This is a genomic window from Streptomyces lanatus (genome assembly GCF_014655715.1).
GTDB classification, from domain to species: Bacteria; Actinomycetota; Actinomycetes; order Streptomycetales; family Streptomycetaceae; genus Streptomyces; species Streptomyces lanatus.
The window spans coordinates 80,047-98,254 of the sequence record NZ_BNBM01000022.1 but is presented as its reverse complement, the minus strand read 5'-3'; the positions used below and the strand labels follow the sequence as shown (position 1 = coordinate 98,254).

The 18,208-nt window shown below is 70.7% G+C and carries 12 protein-coding genes; 9 read left to right on the top strand and 3 right to left on the bottom strand.

From position 1 onward, the window contains the following. Positions 1-164 precede the first annotated feature (164 nt). Positions 165-1,712 (bottom strand): MFS transporter, encoded by a 1,548-nt coding sequence (locus IE325_RS39910; protein ID WP_190075085.1) that lies wholly within the window; start codon positions 1,710-1,712, stop codon positions 165-167. A 187-nt stretch (positions 1,713-1,899) separates the two neighbouring features. Between IE325_RS39910 and IE325_RS39905 the strand changes: the two genes are divergently transcribed. The 3 genes from IE325_RS39905 (at position 1,900) to IE325_RS39895 (ending at position 4,016) form a co-directional block, all read left to right on the top strand. After that, positions 1,900-2,523, top strand: a complete 624-nt coding sequence (locus IE325_RS39905; protein ID WP_190075145.1) for a TetR/AcrR family transcriptional regulator — start codon at positions 1,900-1,902, stop codon at positions 2,521-2,523. Between the two features lie 82 nt (positions 2,524-2,605). After that, positions 2,606-3,307, top strand: coding sequence for a ribonuclease HII (gene rnhB, locus IE325_RS39900; protein ID WP_190075084.1), 702 nt, complete (start codon positions 2,606-2,608; stop codon positions 3,305-3,307). A 67-nt stretch (positions 3,308-3,374) separates the two neighbouring features. After that, positions 3,375-4,016 carry a hypothetical protein gene (locus IE325_RS39895; protein WP_190075083.1) on the top strand — a complete coding sequence of 214 codons (642 nt, stop codon included), beginning with the start codon at positions 3,375-3,377 and terminating at the stop codon, positions 4,014-4,016. Between the two features lie 442 nt (positions 4,017-4,458). On the opposite strand, the gene IE325_RS39890 is transcribed toward IE325_RS39895, so the two are convergent. Then, the gene (locus tag IE325_RS39890) at positions 4,459-5,094 is read right to left on the bottom strand and encodes a hypothetical protein (RefSeq protein WP_190075082.1); all 636 of its coding nucleotides are present in this window, start codon (positions 5,092-5,094) and stop codon (positions 4,459-4,461) included. A 316-nt stretch (positions 5,095-5,410) separates the two neighbouring features. Further along, positions 5,411-7,576, bottom strand: a complete 2,166-nt coding sequence (locus IE325_RS39885) for a RecQ family ATP-dependent DNA helicase (protein ID WP_190075081.1) — start codon at positions 7,574-7,576, stop codon at positions 5,411-5,413. Positions 7,577-7,953: 377 nt separating this feature from the next. Between IE325_RS39885 and IE325_RS39880 the strand changes: the two genes are divergently transcribed. The 6 genes from IE325_RS39880 to IE325_RS39855 all read left to right on the top strand — a co-directional run bounded on the left by IE325_RS39880 (position 7,954) and on the right by IE325_RS39855 (position 18,136). Continuing rightward, positions 7,954-9,447: a DUF4192 domain-containing protein gene (locus IE325_RS39880; RefSeq protein WP_373315317.1), complete on the top strand. Its 1,494-nt coding sequence runs from the start codon at positions 7,954-7,956 to the stop codon at positions 9,445-9,447. A 740-nt stretch (positions 9,448-10,187) separates the two neighbouring features. Further along, positions 10,188-12,104 carry a glycogen debranching N-terminal domain-containing protein gene (locus IE325_RS39875; protein WP_308437709.1) on the top strand — a complete coding sequence of 639 codons (1,917 nt, stop codon included), beginning with the start codon at positions 10,188-10,190 and terminating at the stop codon, positions 12,102-12,104. A gap of 130 nt (positions 12,105-12,234) precedes the next feature. Further along, complete coding sequence (locus tag IE325_RS39870) at positions 12,235-12,993, top strand: NUDIX hydrolase (RefSeq protein WP_190075079.1); 759 nt, start codon at positions 12,235-12,237, stop codon at positions 12,991-12,993. 183 nt (positions 12,994-13,176) lie between these two features. Further along, the gene (locus tag IE325_RS39865; RefSeq protein WP_190075078.1) at positions 13,177-15,120 is read left to right on the top strand and encodes an ABC transporter ATP-binding protein; all 1,944 of its coding nucleotides are present in this window, start codon (positions 13,177-13,179) and stop codon (positions 15,118-15,120) included. 163 nt (positions 15,121-15,283) lie between these two features. Next, positions 15,284-16,171, top strand: a complete 888-nt coding sequence (locus IE325_RS39860) for a FadR/GntR family transcriptional regulator (RefSeq protein ID WP_190075077.1) — start codon at positions 15,284-15,286, stop codon at positions 16,169-16,171. Between the two features lie 423 nt (positions 16,172-16,594). Then, positions 16,595-18,136, top strand: coding sequence for an RNA polymerase sigma factor (locus tag IE325_RS39855; protein WP_190075076.1), 1,542 nt, complete (start codon positions 16,595-16,597; stop codon positions 18,134-18,136). Positions 18,137-18,208 lie beyond the last annotated feature (72 nt).

Here is an 18,208-nt window from a genome sequence, read left to right as displayed (position 1 = left end):
TAGCTGCCGCTGCCACGCTCGGTCGGCTCGATCTTCCCCGCACCGTCGGGGCTCAACCGGCGAAGGTCGCCACGAGGGTGGTGCGGATGGCCGGTGCGTCGCCCTCGCGGTCGGTCCCCCGGACGCGATCCGGCCATCCGCGGCCCAGTGCGGGCCCGGCCCGGTCAGCCGGCCATCGGACCCGCCGTCCCGGAGAGGGCTTCCAGATCGCTCTTGCGCACCCGGATCACGAACCATGCGGTGGCCAGGGCGAGTACGGACATCGCGGCTGCTGCCACGAAGCCCGTGGAGATGCCCTGGGTGAGCACCTCGTGGCCCCACCGGCCAGGGAGCTGATGCGTCTGGGCGAACTCCGCCTTCTGCTCCGCCGAGCCCTCCGCCATGAACTGCGGCAGTTGCTTCTCCGCCTCGTCCTTGCTGGCCGAGCCGAACACCGTCGTCAGGATGGACAGGCCGAGCGAACCGCCCACCTGCTGGGTGGCGTTGAGGAGCCCGGACGCGGCACCCGCCTCGTGCTGGGCGACACCGGAGACCGCGGTGATCGTCAGCGTCACGAAGTTCAGACCCATACCGAAGCCGAACACCAGCATCGGGCCGAGCACTCCGCCGACATAGGAGCTGTCGGCGGTGATGAGGGTCTGCCAGGCCAATCCGATCGCCGCGAGCGCCGAACCCGCGAGCATGAACGGCTTGGGGCCGAGCACCGGCAGGAAACGCTGCGACAGGCCCGCCCCGAGCGCGATGACGACCGTCACCGGCAGGAAGGCGAGACCGGCCTCGATCGGGCTGTACTGCAGCACGTTCTGCACGAACAGGACGATGTAGAAGAACATGCCGAACATCGCCGCAGCGAGGCTGAGCATGATCACGTATGTGCCCGAGCGGTTGCGGTCGGCGAACATCCTGAGCGGGGTGATGGGCTCTTTCGCCCGCGATTCGATGAACGCGAAGGCAAGCAGCAGGACGACCGCGGCGCCGAAGGAACCGATGGTCAGGCTGTCGCGCCAGCCCTCGTCCGCCGCACGGATGAAGCCGTAGACCAAAGAGGCCATACCCGCTGTCGAGGTCACCGCGCCCGCGATGTCGAAACGTCCGTTGTGGCGTTCGGACTCGCTGATGTACATCGGCGCGAGCACGGCTATCGCGATGCCTATGGGCACATTGACGAAGAGCACCCACCGCCAGTCGAGCCACTCCGTGAGCATGCCACCCGCGAGCAGACCGATGGCACCACCGCCCGCGGATACGGCCGCGAAGACGCCGAACGCCCGGTTGCGTTCCGGGCCTTCGGGGAACGTGGTGGTGATCAGCGCCAGCGAAGTGGGCGAGGCGATCGCGCCACCCATTCCCTGGAGCACGCGCGCGGCCAGCAACTGCCAGGGTTCCTGGGCGAGTCCGCCGAGCAGCGAGGCGAGCGTGAACAGCAGGATGCCGGTCATGAAGACCCGGCGTCGGCCGAGGATGTCGCCGGCGCGACCGCCGAGGAGCAGCAGGCCGCCGAAGGTGAGCGTGTAGGAGCTGACGACCCACGTGAGGTCGGTGGTGCTGAACTTCAGTGCGTCTTGAATGTGCGGGAGTGCGATGTTCACAATCGTCGCGTCGAGTACCACCATGAGTTGGCAGGCCGCGATGACGGTGAGCGCGATGCCAGGATGTCCCTCCCGGCGGGCCGCACCTGGTTTCGGATTTTTGATCAACTGAGAGGTTGTCACTATGGGTCCCCCACAAGTGCCTTAGTGAACGCTCGCGTTCACTGTCGCGTCAACCGTAGTGAGTCCCCAGTAGTGAACGCAAGCGTTCACTCGCATTGTCGTCGCGCGTCCTGTCCCCCGTAGTTGGCGCGTGGCGATCCCAAGTCCCCGGAATCCCAGCTTCCTTTTGTTCGTTGGAGACACATTGATGGTTACCTCGCGCTGGACGGCCGCCTCCGCTCGGACGGCTTCCCCCCGCCGGCGCGGCGCCGTGCTCGAACGCGCGATCCTCGATGCCGCACTGGAACAGCTCAGCACCGTCGGCTGGAACGGCCTCACGATGGAAGGCGTCGCGGCCGGGGCGCAGACCGGCAAGGCCGCCGTCTATCGTCGCTGGCCGTCCAAGGAGGATCTCGTCGCCGACGCGCTACGGGCGGGACTGCCGCGTTTCGAGTCGGCCCCCGACCTCGGGAGTGTCCGCGAGGATCTGCTGGCGCTGTGTCTACAGGCGCGGGAGGCCATGTTCTCGCGCCCTGGATTCGCCCTGCGATCGGTGATTCACGAATGCGACAGCCTCCAGGCCGAGCGCTTCCACGGGGTGATCTTCGATGGGGTCGTGGAGCCGACGCTGGAGCTGCTCCGGGAGGTCATCACCCGCGGAATTGAGCGGGGTGAAGTGCGGGAGGACGCGGCGAACGACTATGTCTTCGATGCCATCCCCGCGATGATGATGTATCGGTCGAAGATGCGCGACAGCGAATGGGAGGACCGGGACATCGAGGAGATGATCGATCAGTTCATGCTGCCCCTGCTCCGTCCGACAGGCGCCTGACGTATCCCCTGGCAGACCCGGAGATCGCTTCGACGGGCCAGGGTGTCGAGGCGGCCTCCGGGCGGCGTAGGCTTAGGGCGCCATGCCGTACGAACCGCCTACTCACACCGTCGAGCGCTCCCTTCGCGCCACGACCGGAGCGAAGATCATTGCCGGTGTCGACGAGGTGGGGCGCGGCGCGTGGGCCGGGCCCGTCACCGTCTGCGCGGCGGTCACCGGACTGCGCCGGCCCCCAGAAGGTCTCACCGACTCCAAGCTGCTCACCGTCAAGCGGCGCACCGTGCTCGCCGAGCAACTGCGCACGTGGGTGACGTCGTACGCCCTCGGGCACGCCTCTCCGGAGGAGATCGACGAGCGGGGGATGACGGCCGCGCTGCGGCTCGCCGCGGTGCGCGCCCTGGAAACCCTGCCGGTACGGCCCGACGCCGTGATCCTCGACGGGAAGCACGACTACCTCGGAGCTCCCTGGAAGGTCCGTACGGTGATCAAGGGCGACCAGTCGTGTGTGGCCGTCGCGGCGGCCTCGGTGATCGCCAAGGTCCAGCGCGACAAAATGATGGCCGAACTGGGTATCGACCATGCAGACTTCGGTTTTGCGGACAACGCCGGGTATCCGTCGCCCGTCCACAAGGCCGCACTGGCGGAGCGGGGACCCACCCCGTACCACCGGTTGTCGTGGGCGTATCTTGATGCGCTGCCCCAGTGGCGGCACCTCAAGAAGGTCCGCACCTGGGTGGACGGAAGCGTTCCGGAGATCGAGGGGCAGCTCGGCTTCGATTTCTGACGATTCCACTCGCCTCGTGTGCCACCCGCCGATGCGACCCGTACCAGCGTTTGATAGACATCAGCTCATGCCTCTCATTCCCGAGGAGCCTCAGATTCACGAGAGTGCCCAGGGTCCCCGCGCCACGCCGGCCACCGGCCGCACCGCGCCGACCCCCCGTCCCGTACCCGGCCCGCGCCCCGCGGCTCCGTCGCGTCCCGGCCGACCCGGGCCCGTGCGGCCCGCGCCGCCGGTGCAACGTGCGCCGCGCGACATGGCCGTTGCCAAGCCCGGACCGTCGGGCCCCCTTGCTTCCGCCGCCCCCGCTCAGGAGACGGCGACTCCGCAGATCCAGCTGATCCCGGCCTCGCCCGAGGGAGCGCTCGACGCTGCCGAGGAAGCCGTCGACCTGCTGCTGGACTCGGGTCGTGCTCCCGGCGAGGTGCTGGTGATCACTACCGGCGAACAGCATCCGTGGGCCACCCACGAGCTGTCCTTCGGTGAAACCTCCTACTGGGCACAGCACGACGCGGGCGACGATGTGTTCTACGCCGACGCCGCCGTCGTGAGCCGTGCCGCATCGCGCCCTGTGGTCGTGGTGGCCGTCAACGGCGGCGCCGACGCTGCCGCCGCCAGCGCCCTTCCCTTGGCTCTCAGCCAGGCCGGTGCCCTGCTGATCGTCTGCGGTGACCCGCAGCGGATCAACTCGGTGCTGGGCGCGGGCGTCTGATCCGGTTCTGGTTTGTCCAGGGGGACAACCCGCTGGACACCGGGGGGTTGGGGCGCCGCTGCGGCGGCGTCACTGCACGGCGTGGCTTTCGGCGTGCGCGGATGAGCGAGAAACTCGCCGTGCGCGGACGCTGGGGATCCAGCGCTGTGTGCGCCCGCCGTTCCCGGGCGCATGCGTGACCGTGTACGGCGGATGAGGCCTCGTCGCGCGTCGGCGGCTGCTCATGGCACTGGGGACGGCCACGTCGTTCAGGCGACTGCGTTGCACCGGGCGGACCACCTGGTCGCCGGGTCCCTGGCTGCCGTATCGCACCGGACTACGTCCTGCGCTGCGGGCGCGGCGTCGGCAGGGAATTCCGTCTCGGGGGCTTCGGCGTTTTCTGCCCGTGCCTGAGCCGACCTTTGGTGCCCCGCGCCTGAGCAGGCGTCGAGGTCCTCAGGCCTCAGCGAGCAGCCGCGCGCCGCAGAACCTCCGAGGCCGCGCCGCCGGTGCGTGGCAGGGGGAGCGGTGACTCGGATGTGGCGAAGGGCTCCGGCGACGAATTGGCGTTGGGGCGGCGCCCGCCGCGGCCCTCACCGAGGACCTGCCAGCCGTCATGGGTCAGCGTGATGTACGCGCCGCAGCGCAGGCCGTGCAGGGTGCACGCGTCACGCAGGCCCCACATCCAGGCGCCGTCCTCCTCCGTCCAACGGGCGTCGCCGTCACGGCAGTAGAGCAGCACAGCGGTGCGCACCGGTGTGCGGCGCCGCAGGTCGTGGGGGATGACCCGGCGCAGCTGGGAGAGCAGCGCGTTGCGGAACATCCAGCCGTCGGCCGGGGCCGCCCTGCGGGTGAACGAGGCACTTGCCCGCAGCCGCTCCTCCGAGTCGAGCACGGCGACGATCGCGGTCGCCGGTTTGGGGCGGTGCCGCGAGTGCAGACCGCTGACGACCTCGCGAGGGTTCCGCAGCAGCGGAATGCCCGCCGCGGCCCACTCCGCAGGCTCGAGCATGCGGGCCAGGGAGTTGGCGGATGCGGCTGAGAGGTCGGCTGACGTCGACATGGATGCCGCGGAGGACGGAGCGAATCCGAAGGTCACGGTCCTCCCTTCGGCTACGCGCCCACACTGCGGGCGAGGTCTGATTCGGGGGAGCGCACACCGCAGCAGAGCCCTTCCGGATCACGGACGAGCCGCGCGGGGAGCGGACTCCAATTCTTGCTGTCGAACCTGGATGCGGCAACGAGCAATTGGGGCCACCGACCGATATCTGATGGTGCGCGGGTTATATCCCTACCCAGTACATGACTGCGAGACGCATGGTGCGACCGTGCACAACCAGGTCGTACGGCTTGATGTGGGCGTAGGCCCTGACGTGCGGCGGGCCCGGGCCGGCGGAAGCCGGTGTCGGTGGCGGTCATCCCTGAATGGCCAGGACCAATGGCATCACCGCCTGAGCACCCGCGCGGCGCAGCATGCGGGCCGCGACGGCGAGGGTCCAGCCGGTCTCGGTGAAGTCGTCCACCAGCAGGACAGGGCCAGGTGTCTCGGCGAGTGCCGAGGTCAGGGCGGCAGGCACGGTCAACGCGCCGTCGAGTGCCTTCAGCCGCTGTGCGCTGTTGCTCCGGGAGAGCTGGGCCGCCTCCCCGGTGTACGCGAGGGAACCCAGCAGCGGGAGTCTGCCGATCTCCGCGATGCCTGCGCCCAGGGAGTCGATCAGCTGCGGCCGGGTGCGTGAGGCGACGGTGACCACGCCGACCGGGCGGGGCATGGCGTCCTGCGCTCCGGAGGCCCAACCGCCGGGGCCCTTGGCCCAGTCGACCAGGACGCCCACCACGGCCTTCGCCACATCGTCGGGCACGGGTCCGTCCGGGGCATGTGGCGCGAACATCGGTCGCAGCCGGTTGCCCCAGCCGATGTCCGACAGCCGTCCCAACGCCCTCCCGGGCGCGGCCTGTTCGCCGACCGGGATACGTCCCTTGAGCTCGACGCCGATCGCGGGCAGACCGGTCGGCCACATGCGGCGCGGCTCGACCTCCACTCCTGCTCGGCCGAGGTCCACGCGCGCGGCGTCCAACGCGGCCGTGGACATGTCGGCGGTGAAGCGAGCGCCAGCGCAGTTGTCGCAGCGACCGCAGGGCTTGGCCCCCTCGTCGTCGAGCTGACGCTGGAGGAACTCCATCCGACAGCCCGTTGTCGAGGCGTAATCGCGCATCGCCTGCTGCTCGGCCCTGCGCTGCCGGGCGACCCAGTCGTACCGCTCGGTCTCGTACACCCAGGGCTGACCGGTGGCGATCCAGCCGCCCTTGACCCGCCGGACCGCCCCGTCCACGTCCAGGACCTTGAGCATGGTCTCCAGGCGGGAGCGGCGCAGTTCGACCAAGGGCTCCAGGGCGGGCAGGGACAGCGGCCTGTCCGCATGCGCGAGGACGTCGAGCGTGCGACGCACCATGTCCTCCGGGGGGAAGGCGAGCGAGGCGAAGTACTGCCAGATCGCCTCGTCCTCCGGGCCGGGGAGGAGGAGCACCTCGGCGTGCTCGACGCCGCGTCCGGCGCGGCCGACCTGCTGGTAGTAGGCGATGGGGGACGAGGGCGAGCCGAGGTGCACCACGAAGCCGAGGTCGGGCTTGTCGAAACCCATGCCGAGCGCGGAAGTGGCGACCAGTGCCTTGACCCTGTTGCCGAGCAGATCGTCCTCGGCCTGCTGCCGGTCGGCGTTCTCCGTCTTGCCGGTGTAAGAGGCCACTGTGTGGCCGCGCTGCCGCAGGAAGGCCGTGACCTCCTCGGCGGTGGCCACAGTGAGCGTGTAGATGATCCCCGAGCCCGGGAGATCGTCCAGGTGGTCGGCGAGCCAGGCCATCCGGTGCGCGGCGTCGGGCAGGCGCAACACGTTCAGGCTCAGGCTGTCCCGGTCCAGCGGGCCGCGCAGTACCAGGGCATCCGAGCCGCCACCTGTGCCGAGTTGTTCCGCGACATCGGCCGTCACGCGGGCGTTGGCGGTGGCGGTGGTCGCCAGCACCGGCACTCCCGGCGGGAGATCGGCGAGCATGGTGCGCAGTCGGCGGTAGTCCGGGCGGAAGTCGTGGCCCCAGTCCGAGATGCAATGTGCCTCGTCCACCACGAGAAGGCCGGTCGCCGCGGCCAGCTTGGGCAGCACCTGGTCGCGGAAGTCCGGGTTGTTGAGGCGCTCCGGCGACACCAGCAGCACATCGACGTCGCCTGCGGCGATCTCGTGCTGAATCGTGTCCCACTCCTCGGTGTTGGAGGAGTTGATGGTGCGTGCGTGGATGCCGGCCCGTGCCGCGGCCTCGACCTGGTTGCGCATGAGCGCGAGCAACGGGGAGACGATCACGGTAGGGCCGCTGCCGCGGGCCCGCAGCAGTGACGTGGCCACGAAATAGACCGCCGACTTGCCCCACCCCGTCCGTTGCACGACGAGGGCGCGGCGTCTGTCGGCGACCAGCGCCTCGATCGCCCGCCACTGGTCCTCACGCAGCCGGGCCCTGCCGCTGTCGTCCCCGACGAGGCGGGCGAGGACCGCGTCGGCGGCTGCCCGGAGATCCGCGTTGCTCGTGTGCTCCATGGGTTCCATACAACAGGACGGCACTGACATTGCGAGGGTGAGCCGCCGCGACCGTCGCGGGTTGTCGTGTCCCTGGTCGGAGTTATCCACAGGGCAAAGCGGAGCCTCGGGATCCGCGAGATCGTCTCCGCATGACGAACCACAGCGAACCGACTGGATCTCCCGAGCACCACGGCATGCGGGAGGAGGAGCAGCAGCGAGCGCCCAGGACGACTGGCCCCAGCGATGCGCGGGGTCGGCACCATCGGGGTGACGCGCAGGATGCGCGGGGCGGACATGACATGCGGGGCGGGCATGCTGATCGGGGCGGGCATGGTGAAGACCAAGGACGCGCGCAGCCCACGGACCCACTCGACTGCACCGGCTACGAAGGGCGCATGCCGGAGCACCAGGTCACTTTGCGCACGCCCGCCGAACTGGCCGACGCCGTGCCGTATCTTCTCGGATACCGCCCCGAGGACAGCATGGTGCTCGTCGCTCTGCACGACACGGACGGTCGGGGCCGGTTCGGCGGCCGGGCACGGCTCGGCATTCCCGCGGGCTCGGACGACTGGGACTCAGCGGCCGGACAGTTGGCCCACGGACTGGTGACGGGCAGCGAGCGCAGGGGAGCCCGGCCGGAGCAGATGGTCGCGTTTCTCTGCCAGGAACCCGCCAAGGACGAGACGGGCCGGCAGGTCATGGAACGGCTGCGGCCGCTGGCCCAGATGATGCGTGTCGCGTGCGGCAGCCTGGACGTGCCGGTGATCGAGGCCCTGTGCATCTCGGACGGCCGTTTCTGGTCGTACTGCTGCGATCGGCCGGAGTGCTGCCCGCCCGAGGGCCGGCCGATGGGGCTGCCCGGTACATCGGTGCTGGCAGCCGCGGCCGCCTATGCCGGAGTTCAGGTGCGCGGCACGCTGAGCGAGCTGCGGGCCAGGCTGCGGCCCTGGGAGTCCGCAGCCACCGTGGAGCAGGTGTCCGCACTGGACACCGCCGGGGCGGAGCTGATCCCCAGGATCCTCGACGCTTCGACCCGTGGGGGAGTGGCTGAGGAGACGCTGGAACTGGCCGAGCGACTCAGGAGCCGGTTCGCTGCGGCTCCGCACGTGTCCGGGACTCTCACGGCCGATCTCCGTGACGACGAACTCCTCAAGCATGCCGAAGCGGCAAGGCTCATTCTGGGATTGCAGGACCGCACGATGCGCGACCGCGTGGCCGAGTGGATGGAGGGGGACGAGGCCGGCCCCGCCTTGCGGCTCTGGCGAGCGCTCTCCCGCCGCTGTGTCGGGCCGTACCGCGAGCACGCGGCGCCGACCCTCACGCTGGCCGGCTGGGTCGCATGGTCCATCGGCGACGAACTGGAGGCCCGTGAGGCTCTCGCCATGGCGCTCGGCGCCGACTCCGACTACCTCTTCGCCCGTCTGCTGCACCAAGCCTGCAATGAAGGGCTGGACCCCGAGTCGATCCGGCGCTGCCTGCGGGCGGAGCGCGTGGGGAGGGAGGAAGAGGCGGCTGCCGTGCGGCTGGACGAACTGGGGGACGTCCAAGAGCCGGTGCGGGGTACGGCGGTGAAGCCCGCCGTGGAGTCGGACGCCGGTGAGCGTTGCCGGTCCCGGCAGCCTGCGGGCACAGGCGGCAGTTCCGCTCGCTCGGCGAGGGCTGGCGGGCGAGGGCGGGGGACCAGCGTTTCGCGGCCGCGTACGCCTGCGGGTGGAGGACCGGGGGCACTGCGGCCGGGTGGCACTCGGCCACAGGCCTCGACGACCGCGACTCCGCGTACTGCGAGGGGCACGGCGTCGCGCTCAGCGAAGAAGGGAGCCGCGCGTTACAGCGGGCATCGCTCCGACGGCGTTCGTCCCGGGGACGCGAGCGGGGAGGGGGACGCGTGAGCCTGCGCGGCAGGCGAGGCCCGAGCCACCCGAAGCAGCGCAGGCGTGCCCACGACCTTCGCCATGGCACCCCGGGATTCCCTGGCACACCCGGTGAACTCGGCCTACGCGAGCGTGGGCCGACCGGGTTACCCCATGGCTTGCGTGACCTGGAGGGATCCGTCCCCGTTCACCTGAGTGGCGGAACGCCTGGACCGGCCGCACCGCCGCACCGCTCCTGTCACTCCGGATCCCCCAGCCGGCGCCGCATTCGACCGTGGCGCGATGAGCGCAGAGGAAGCCGCCCCATGTCACAGTCGACCCCGATCTCCCCGGCCGCCGACGAGCACTTGACGGCCGGTGGGCCGGTGCCATCCGAGCGCCAGGACGCGTGGCCGTCTCCGCGCGGGGGACGACAGGTCACGCTCCTTCAGCAGCTCACAGGGCCGACGAGCCCCACCACCTCGCCTTCCTCGCTCGCAACTCCCGCCATTCCTGCGACTTCCGCACCCGCCGTACCGTCCACAGCCTTCACAACTCCGACAACTCTGGCGACTTTCACACCTCTCACAACTCCGGCCACTCAAGCCCCCACACCACCGGCAGACTCTGACCTCCTCCCGCAGCGCCAACTCCCGCCTCATAGCGCACCACCACCCACACAACGCACCCCACCAACCGCCCGCCGTCCCGCCGCACCGCCCCCACCCTCACGGACCGCAGGCCGATCCGCCGCCCTGCCCCCCACCCACAACGCCTTGATCTGCGTGGCCCTCCCAGGCCTCGCAATCTCCACGGACCAGGGGCAGTTGACCGGCAGAGGACTCGACGGCTTCTACCACGCGGGCCGCCGCATGCTCTCGCGCTGCCAGATTCGCGTGGCCGGGCGTGAACCGCTCGCGGTGCAGGCCCGGATGACCGGCGCCGACTGTGTCCGCTTCGTCGGCACACTGCGCACCTCGCCGCAGGCCGGCCCCGACCCGGACGTCGTCGTCGAGCGGACCCGTCACGCGGACGGTACCGAGCGGATCACGCTGCGCAGCGCGGCCGTTCGTCCACTGCGTCTTCCGGTCGAGGCCGCCCTGGCCACGGACCTGGCCGATCTCGGTGCCATCGCGTGTGGCAACACCGGACCGGAACTCCCCGCCAGCGTCCACGACTCCGGCCTGCGCTGGTCGTCCGGCAGAGGGGCCTCGACGGTCACGGCTGACCCGCCGCCCACCGACGCGCTGGCCTCTGCAGGCTTGCTGCGCTGGGAGTTCGAACTGCCTCCTGGCGGCAGCGCGACCATCGAGCTGAGGGTGCGACTGGACCGAGCCGGACCCGTACGTGCTGTCGGCCGCGTGGCGACGAGCCCGCTCGCTCCCGTGAGTGCGGCCGGTGACGATCCCAGGGCCGAGGCGTTGCTGCGGACGAGCGTCGAGGATCTCCAGGGCCTCCTGCTGCGTGACCCCGCCCACCCCTCCGACACCCACTTGGCAGCCGGGGCGCCCTGGCGCTGTGGCCTGGCCCCTGCCGAGGCCCTCGCCGCGGCCCGGATGACCCTGCCCCTGGGCACTCGGCTCGCGGCGGGCACGCTGCGTACCCTGGCCCGCACCCAACTCCGGGGCCAGGGACTGCAGTCCGGCATGATCCCCGGACCGAGACGGGACGCGGGGACGCATCTGCCGCCGGGCTGTACGGGCACGGAGGCCAGCCTGCTCTTCCCCGCGCTGCTGGCGGAGGCCCGGCGGTGGGGGCTGCCCGAGTCCGAGACCGAGAAACTCCTCCCGGCGGCCGAGCGTTGCCTGACGTGGCTGCGGACGGCGGTGGGCGACGGCACCTATCTGCCCGACCCACAGCCGGGCGGCCCCGTTCGATGCGAGACGCAGGCACACGCCCACCGTGCGGCACTGCTCGGCGCCGATCTGCTCGACGCCTGCGGCAGACCAGGAGGTGCCGAGCTGCGGCACCGGGCCGAGGCGCTGCGGGCGGCGTTCCGGGCGGACTTCTGGATCGACGATCTGGCCGGCGGTCGGCCCGCAGCCGCCCTGGTCGGCGACGGACGTCCCGTGCCCTGTCTGGGGGCCGCTGCCGTCCACCTCCTCGACACCGGCCTGCTGGGTGGAGGAGAACGGGCCCCCGGCCTGCTCGACAAGGTGCAGACCGAGCAGCTCGCCCGGCTGCTCGGCGGTCCCGCCATGGACTCCGGCTGGGGCCTACGAGGACTTAGCACGAAGGAGGCGGGACACAACCCGTTCGGTCATCGCAGCGGCGCCGTACATGTCCATGAGACGGCCGTCGCCGTGGCCGGTCTTGCCGCGGCCGGGTACGAGAAGGAGGCGAGCGGACTGCTGCGAGGCGTGCTGGCAGCCGCAGCGGCGTTCGGCCACCGGCTGCCCGAGATGTACGCGGGGGAGCGGCGCACCGAAGGCAGCGCTCCGCTCCCACACCCGGCGGCCTGCCGCCCCGCGGCCACCGCTGCCGCGGCCGGGGTGCTGCTGCTGACCGCGCTGGCCGGTGTGCGCCCGGACGCCCCGGCGGGGACGGTGACGCTGCGACCCATGCGCAGTGCGCCCCTCGGCGAGATCGTCCTGACGGGACTTCGGGTCGCCGGCGCCCCCTTCTCCGTACGCGTCAGCCGGCTGGGTCTCGCGATGGTGGAGGAGGCGGCCGACGGGTTGCAACTACGAGCGTGACCTCGTACGACGCGCGATGGAGGAGGCTTCGTAGAGGAGTGCAAGGCCCATACCGGGCCGAATTGGATCAACCGTCGATGGGCTCGACGAAGGGAGTGTTTATCGTCAGGCAGACGACTATGATCGCCGCATGCCCTACGACCCGTCAGCCTTTCCGCCCTTTGCCGTCACCGTGGACCTGGTCGTGCTGACCGTGCGCCGTCATGCCCTGTGCGCGTTGGCGGTGCGCAGGGGCGAACCTCCCTTTCAGGGGCGCTGGGCGCTGCCCGGTGGGTTCGTAAGGGCCGACGAGGATCTGGCGCAGGCCGCCGCGCGCGAATTGGCCGAGGAGACCGGGCTGCGCGCCCACGAACCCGCTGTCCCGGTACAGGACAACGGCGCCCACCTCGAACAGCTCGCGACCTACGGTGACCCCAAGCGGGATCCGCGGATGCGGGTCGTCAGCGTCGCCCACCTGGCGCTGGCCCCGGACCTTCCCGCGCCCCGCGCGGGCGGTGATGCCAGCAACGCCCGTTGGGCGCCGGTCGATGAACTGCTGCAGCAGGGGGGTTACGGTCGCGACGGTGAGCCGGTCGCGCCGCTCGCCTTCGACCATGCGCAGATCCTGGCGGACGGGGTGGAGCGGGCCCGTTCCAAGATCGAGTACTCGTCGCTGGCCACGGCGTTCTGCCCGACCGAGTTCACCGTCGGGGAGCTGCGCCGGGTCTACGAGGCGGTGTGGGGTGTCGCGCTCGACCCGCGCAACTTTCACCGCAAGGTGACGGGCACGCCCGGCTTTCTCGTCCCCACCGGCGGTACCACCACCCGTCAGGGCGGCCGCCCCGCCCAGCTGTTCCGGGCCGGTGGAGCCACGCTGCTCAACCCGCCGATGCTGCGCCCCGAGGTCTGACCAGAGGGGCAAAGGGGCAGCGGGGCAGGGCCGGCGGAGCCGGCGCGGATGCCGTCCGAGCTGTCCGAGGGCAGAGGCGATAGGCGAACACGCGTCCGATCAGGCAGGTCGAACCCACTGTCACCAGCGGCGTAGGCCTTGCCCTACCCGAAAAAACGGACATAGCGCGCTATCTTGCTGCGGGTGATCGAGGCGATCGGACTGACCAGCAACCCTCGCAAAGAGCTTCCCCCCGCGCTCGACGACGTGTCCTTCGAGGCCCGCGCCGGCCGCGTCACCGCGCTGCTCGGAGCGGCGGGGGCGGGCAAGACGACGGCGCTCAGACTCATGCTCGAGCTCCAACGGGGCCGGGGCATCACCTTCTTCAGAGGCCGCCCCCTGCACCGCATGGCGCATCCGTCGCGGGAGGTCGGTGTGCTCCTGGGCGACGTCCCAGGGCATCCGGCGCGCACCGTGCGCGGCCATCTGCGGATGCTGTGCGCCGCCGCCGGAGTTCCGGCCCGGCGCGCCGACGAGGTCCTGGAGGTGGTCGGACTCGTAGGCCTGCGTGATGAACGCCTCGGCACCCTCTCCCGCGGCATGGACCGCCGCCTCGGTCTGGCCTGCACGCTGCTGGCCGACCCGCACACGCTCGTGCTCGACGACCCCGCGGACGGGCTCACGACCCGCGAGCGCCGTTGGCTGCACGGTGCGCTGCGCGCCCACGCGGCCCAGGGCGGCACGGTCCTGCTGACCACGTCCGACCCCAAGGAAGCCGCGCGCAACGCCGACCGGGTCGTCACCCTGGACGGTGGCAGGCTCGTCGCCGACCAGGAGGCCGCCGACTTCGCACGCACCCGGCTGCGGCCCCGCGTCGCCGTCCGCACCCCCCACGCTTCCCGCTTCGCCACCCTGCTCACCAAGGAGGCCCGCGCCGCACACCGCTCCGTGGAGGTCGTGTGCGAGAGCGGCAACCGCCTGTCGGTGTACGGCAGTACCTGCGCCGACATCGGCGACATCGCCCACCGCCACGGCATCCTCGTACACCAACTCGCCGACGAGATCGGGGACATGGGACCCGACCCGGCGTCCGAGCTCCTCTCGAACGAGCCGCACACCGACGAGGCGCCACGCGCGGCGTACCGTGAGACGGCCGCAGACGGCGGGCGCAGGCGGCGAGCAGGCGGCGCGTCGAAGCGGAGCGCGGGGTCTTCCGCGGCAGATGAGCCGACCGCGACGTCCGAGGCGCCACGGGCCGCATCCGAGGACTCGGCGGACGGCCCGCAGGCGCACGGAGACGACACCGCCCCGCAGGGGGCCGGTTCGCGCGCGTCCGCCTCCTCTGCCGATCTTCCGCCCTCCATCTCCGTCCGCCCCGCCCCCACCCCCCTCCGCCCCCTCCGCTACGAGCTCCGTCGGGCAGCCGGTGTCGGTACCGGGTTCGTCACCGCGGGCGCCGTGCTCGTGGTGTCGGCCCTCACCGCCGTCATGCTTGCCCGGATCGGGCACACGCCGCATGCACGTCTGCTGGGCGCGTGGCCGCGGGAGCTTCCGCTGCCGCCCGCGGCGCTCGGTGCCGGGCTGCTGGGCGCGATCGCGTTCGGCGATGAGTTCCGCCACCCCGCCCTGGCGGCGGATCGCGGCACCGTCCCCCGTCGGCTGGGGTTGCTGGCCGCGAAACTCCTCGTCGCCTCCGCCACCGCCCTGGCGCTGGCCGTGCTCACCGTGGGCTGTGACATCGAGGTGCTCTATCTCGTCTACGGACGGGAGCTCGCGGAAGTTCCCGCCGACTGGCTTTCGCTGGGCGCGAGTTGGATCGGGCTCGTGGTCGGCTGTGCCTGGGCCGGGGTGCTCGCCGCGGGGCTGTTCCGGTCCACCACGGCCGGGCTCGCCGCGGTGGTCACCGTACCCATCGTCGTCGTACCGCTCGTACAGAAGGTCGTGGAGGGACCGTCCGTGCGGACGGCGGCCGGGTTTCCGCTGCGGCTGCGGGAGGTGCTCCTGTCGCAGTGGCCCTTCGGAGGGGAGCGTTACCTGGCGGCCGCCGCGCGTGTCATCGGTCAACCCGTCGGTGGCGCACTGACGTTGTCCCTCACCGCACTGCTCGGCGCCTATCTGTTCACAACCCTGAGGAGCAGAGTCCGATGACGACCGTCCGTGCCGTTCTCGGATCTGTCGTGCGCACAACTCCCCCGGGAAAGCCCATTTCTTTCCGATAAGGCGTCAATTGCGACGGGGTGAGCGATCACCCTTTCGTGTGCTTTTCACCAAAGACCTCAAGGGAGTTGGAGACGGCGCCGACAAAGGATCCGTGAGTACCCTTGCGCACACCATGATGACCGCCGCCCGCTCCACCGACTCCGGTCTGGCAGGCCCGGGCGAACTCGACCGCTACCCCTACGCCGAGGCCCCCGTCGCCGACCGAGTCGGAGCGCCCGTCTGGGAGGGCGCCGACCCGGAACTGGGCCGTGTCGGCCGGCGCGCCGCGGGCAGCCGCGGACGCGGGCTGCACGGCCAACTCGTCCAACAGCTCGGCCAGATGATCGTCTCCGGCGACCTGGGCGCCGACCGCCCGCTCGTGCCCGAGGAGATCGGGCAGCGTTTCGAGGTCTCCCGCACCGTCGTCCGTGAGTCGCTCCGCGTCCTGGAGGCCAAGGGCCTGGTCAGCGCCCGCCCGAACGTCGGCACGCGCGTGCGCCCCGTCAGCGACTGGAACCTCCTCGACCCCGACATCATCGAGTGGCGGGCCTTCGGGCCGCAGCGCGACGACCAGCGCCGGGAGCTCAGCGAGCTGCGCTGGACGATCGAGCCGCTCGCCGCCCGCCTCGCCGCCGGGCACGGGCGCGAGGACGTCCAGCAGCGGCTCGCCGACATGGTCGAGATCATGAGCCACGCCATGGGCCAGGGTGACGTCCTCACCTTCTCCCGCGCCGACGCCGAGTTCCACTCGCTGCTCATCCAGGTCGCCGGCAACCGCATGCTGGAGCACCTCTCGGGGATCGTCTCGGCCGCCCTCCAGGTCTCCGGCGGCCCCGTGACCGGCTGCGACCGGCCGAACGAGACGTCGCTGGCGCTGCACAGCAGGATCGTCGACACCCTCGCCGCCGGCGACGGCGCGGCCGCCGAGGCCGCCATGCGTCAGCTGCTCACGGTCCACCCCGAGGTGGAGCGCGTGGTGCCCGCACCCCGCGAGCACTGACCGCGCACCAGGGTGGCGCGGCCAGGGACGCCTCCCCCTCCTGTGGCGGCCCGGCCTGCGCACCCCCTCCCGTCGGACCCGCAGGATCCACCTGGATCCTGCGGGTCCGACGGTGCGACACGGCGACGGAATCGCCGTAGAGTGCTTGGCTCAAGCCAAGGGCGACCACTTCTGTCCGTATCTGAATGCTTTTGATCGGTTACGGGATGTGACTCGGGCCACGCAGATTGGGCGTAACACTCGGGGAAACAGCGCGATGACCTAAGAGGTGACAGCCGAGGAGGGAATACGGACGCCGTTCAAGGCGCTGTGAATCTTCCCGGCCCTCGCCCGCACCGTCGGTCCAATCCCCAGGCCGGTGGTCGGCTCCTGTCCGCCTGGACGGGGCCGGAAGCCGTTTTTCAACGTTCCGAGAGGTTGTTCGTGTCGGCCAGCACATCCCGTACGCTCCCGCCGGAGATCGCCGAGTCCGTCTCTGTCATGGCTCTTATCGAGCGGGGAAAGGCTGAGGGGCAGATCGCCGGCGACGATGTGCGTCGGGCCTTCGAAGCCGACCAGATTCCGGCCACTCAGTGGAAGAACGTACTGCGCAGCCTCAACCAGATCCTCGAGGAAGAGGGTGTGACGCTGATGGTCAGTGCCGCGGAGCCCAAGCGCACACGAAAGAGCGTCGCAGCGAAGAGCCCGGCCAAGCGCACCGCCACCAAGACGGTCGCGGCGAAGACGGTGACCGCCAAGAAGGCCACCGCCACCGCCACGCCCGCGGTGTCCGCCGCCGAACCCGCGGTCGAGGAAGAGACCCCCGCCAAGAAGGCCGCTGCCAAGAAGACGACCGCCAAGAAGGCGGCCGCGAAGAAGACGACGGCTGCCGCCAAGAAGACGGCTGCCAAGAAGACGGCCGGCAAGAAGGACGACGCCGAGCTGGTCGAGGAAGAAGTCCTCGAGGACGCGCCCGGCAAGACCGGCGACGAGCCCGAGGGCGCCGAGAGCGCCGGCTTCGTACTCTCCGACGAGGACGAAGACGACGCGCCCGCGCAGCAGGTCGCCGCCGCCGGTGCCACCGCCGACCCGGTCAAGGACTACCTCAAGCAGATCGGCAAGGTCCCGCTGCTCAACGCCGAGCAGGAGGTCGAGCTCGCCAAGCGCATCGAGGCCGGTCTGTTCGCCGAGGACAAGCTGGCCAACGCCGACAAGCTCGCCCCCAAGCTCAAGCGCGAGCTGGAGATCATCGCCGAGGACGGCCGCCGCGCCAAGAACCACCTGCTGGAGGCCAACCTCCGCCTCGTGGTCTCCCTGGCCAAGCGCTACACCGGCCGCGGCATGCTCTTCCTGGACCTCATCCAGGAGGGCAACCTCGGTCTGATCCGCGCGGTCGAGAAGTTCGACTACACCAAGGGCTACAAGTTCTCCACGTACGCCACCTGGTGGATCCGTCAGGCGATCACCCGCGCCATGGCCGACCAGGCCCGCACCATCCGTATCCCGGTGCACATGGTCGAGGTCATCAACAAGCTCGCGCGCGTGCAGCGCCAGATGCTCCAGGACCTGGGCCGCGAGCCCACCCCGGAGGAGCTGGCCAAGGAACTCGACATGACCCCCGAGAAGGTCATCGAGGTCCAGAAGTACGGCCGCGAGCCCATTTCCCTGCACACCCCGCTGGGCGAGGACGGCGACAGCGAGTTCGGTGACCTCATCGAGGACTCCGAGGCCGTCGTCCCGGCCGACGCCGTCAGCTTCACGCTCCTCCAGGAGCAGCTGCACTCGGTCCTCGACACCCTGTCCGAGCGCGAGGCGGGCGTCGTCTCGATGCGCTTCGGTCTCACCGACGGTCAGCCGAAGACCCTCGACGAGATCGGCAAGGTCTACGGCGTGACGCGTGAGCGCATCCGCCAGATCGAGTCGAAGACCATGTCGAAGCTGCGCCACCCGTCGCGCTCTCAGGTGCTGCGCGACTACCTCGACTAGGTCGCACGCGTACGACGCGTTCCTACGACGCGAAAGGCCCGGTCCCCGAGTGGGGCCGGGCCTTCGCGTTGG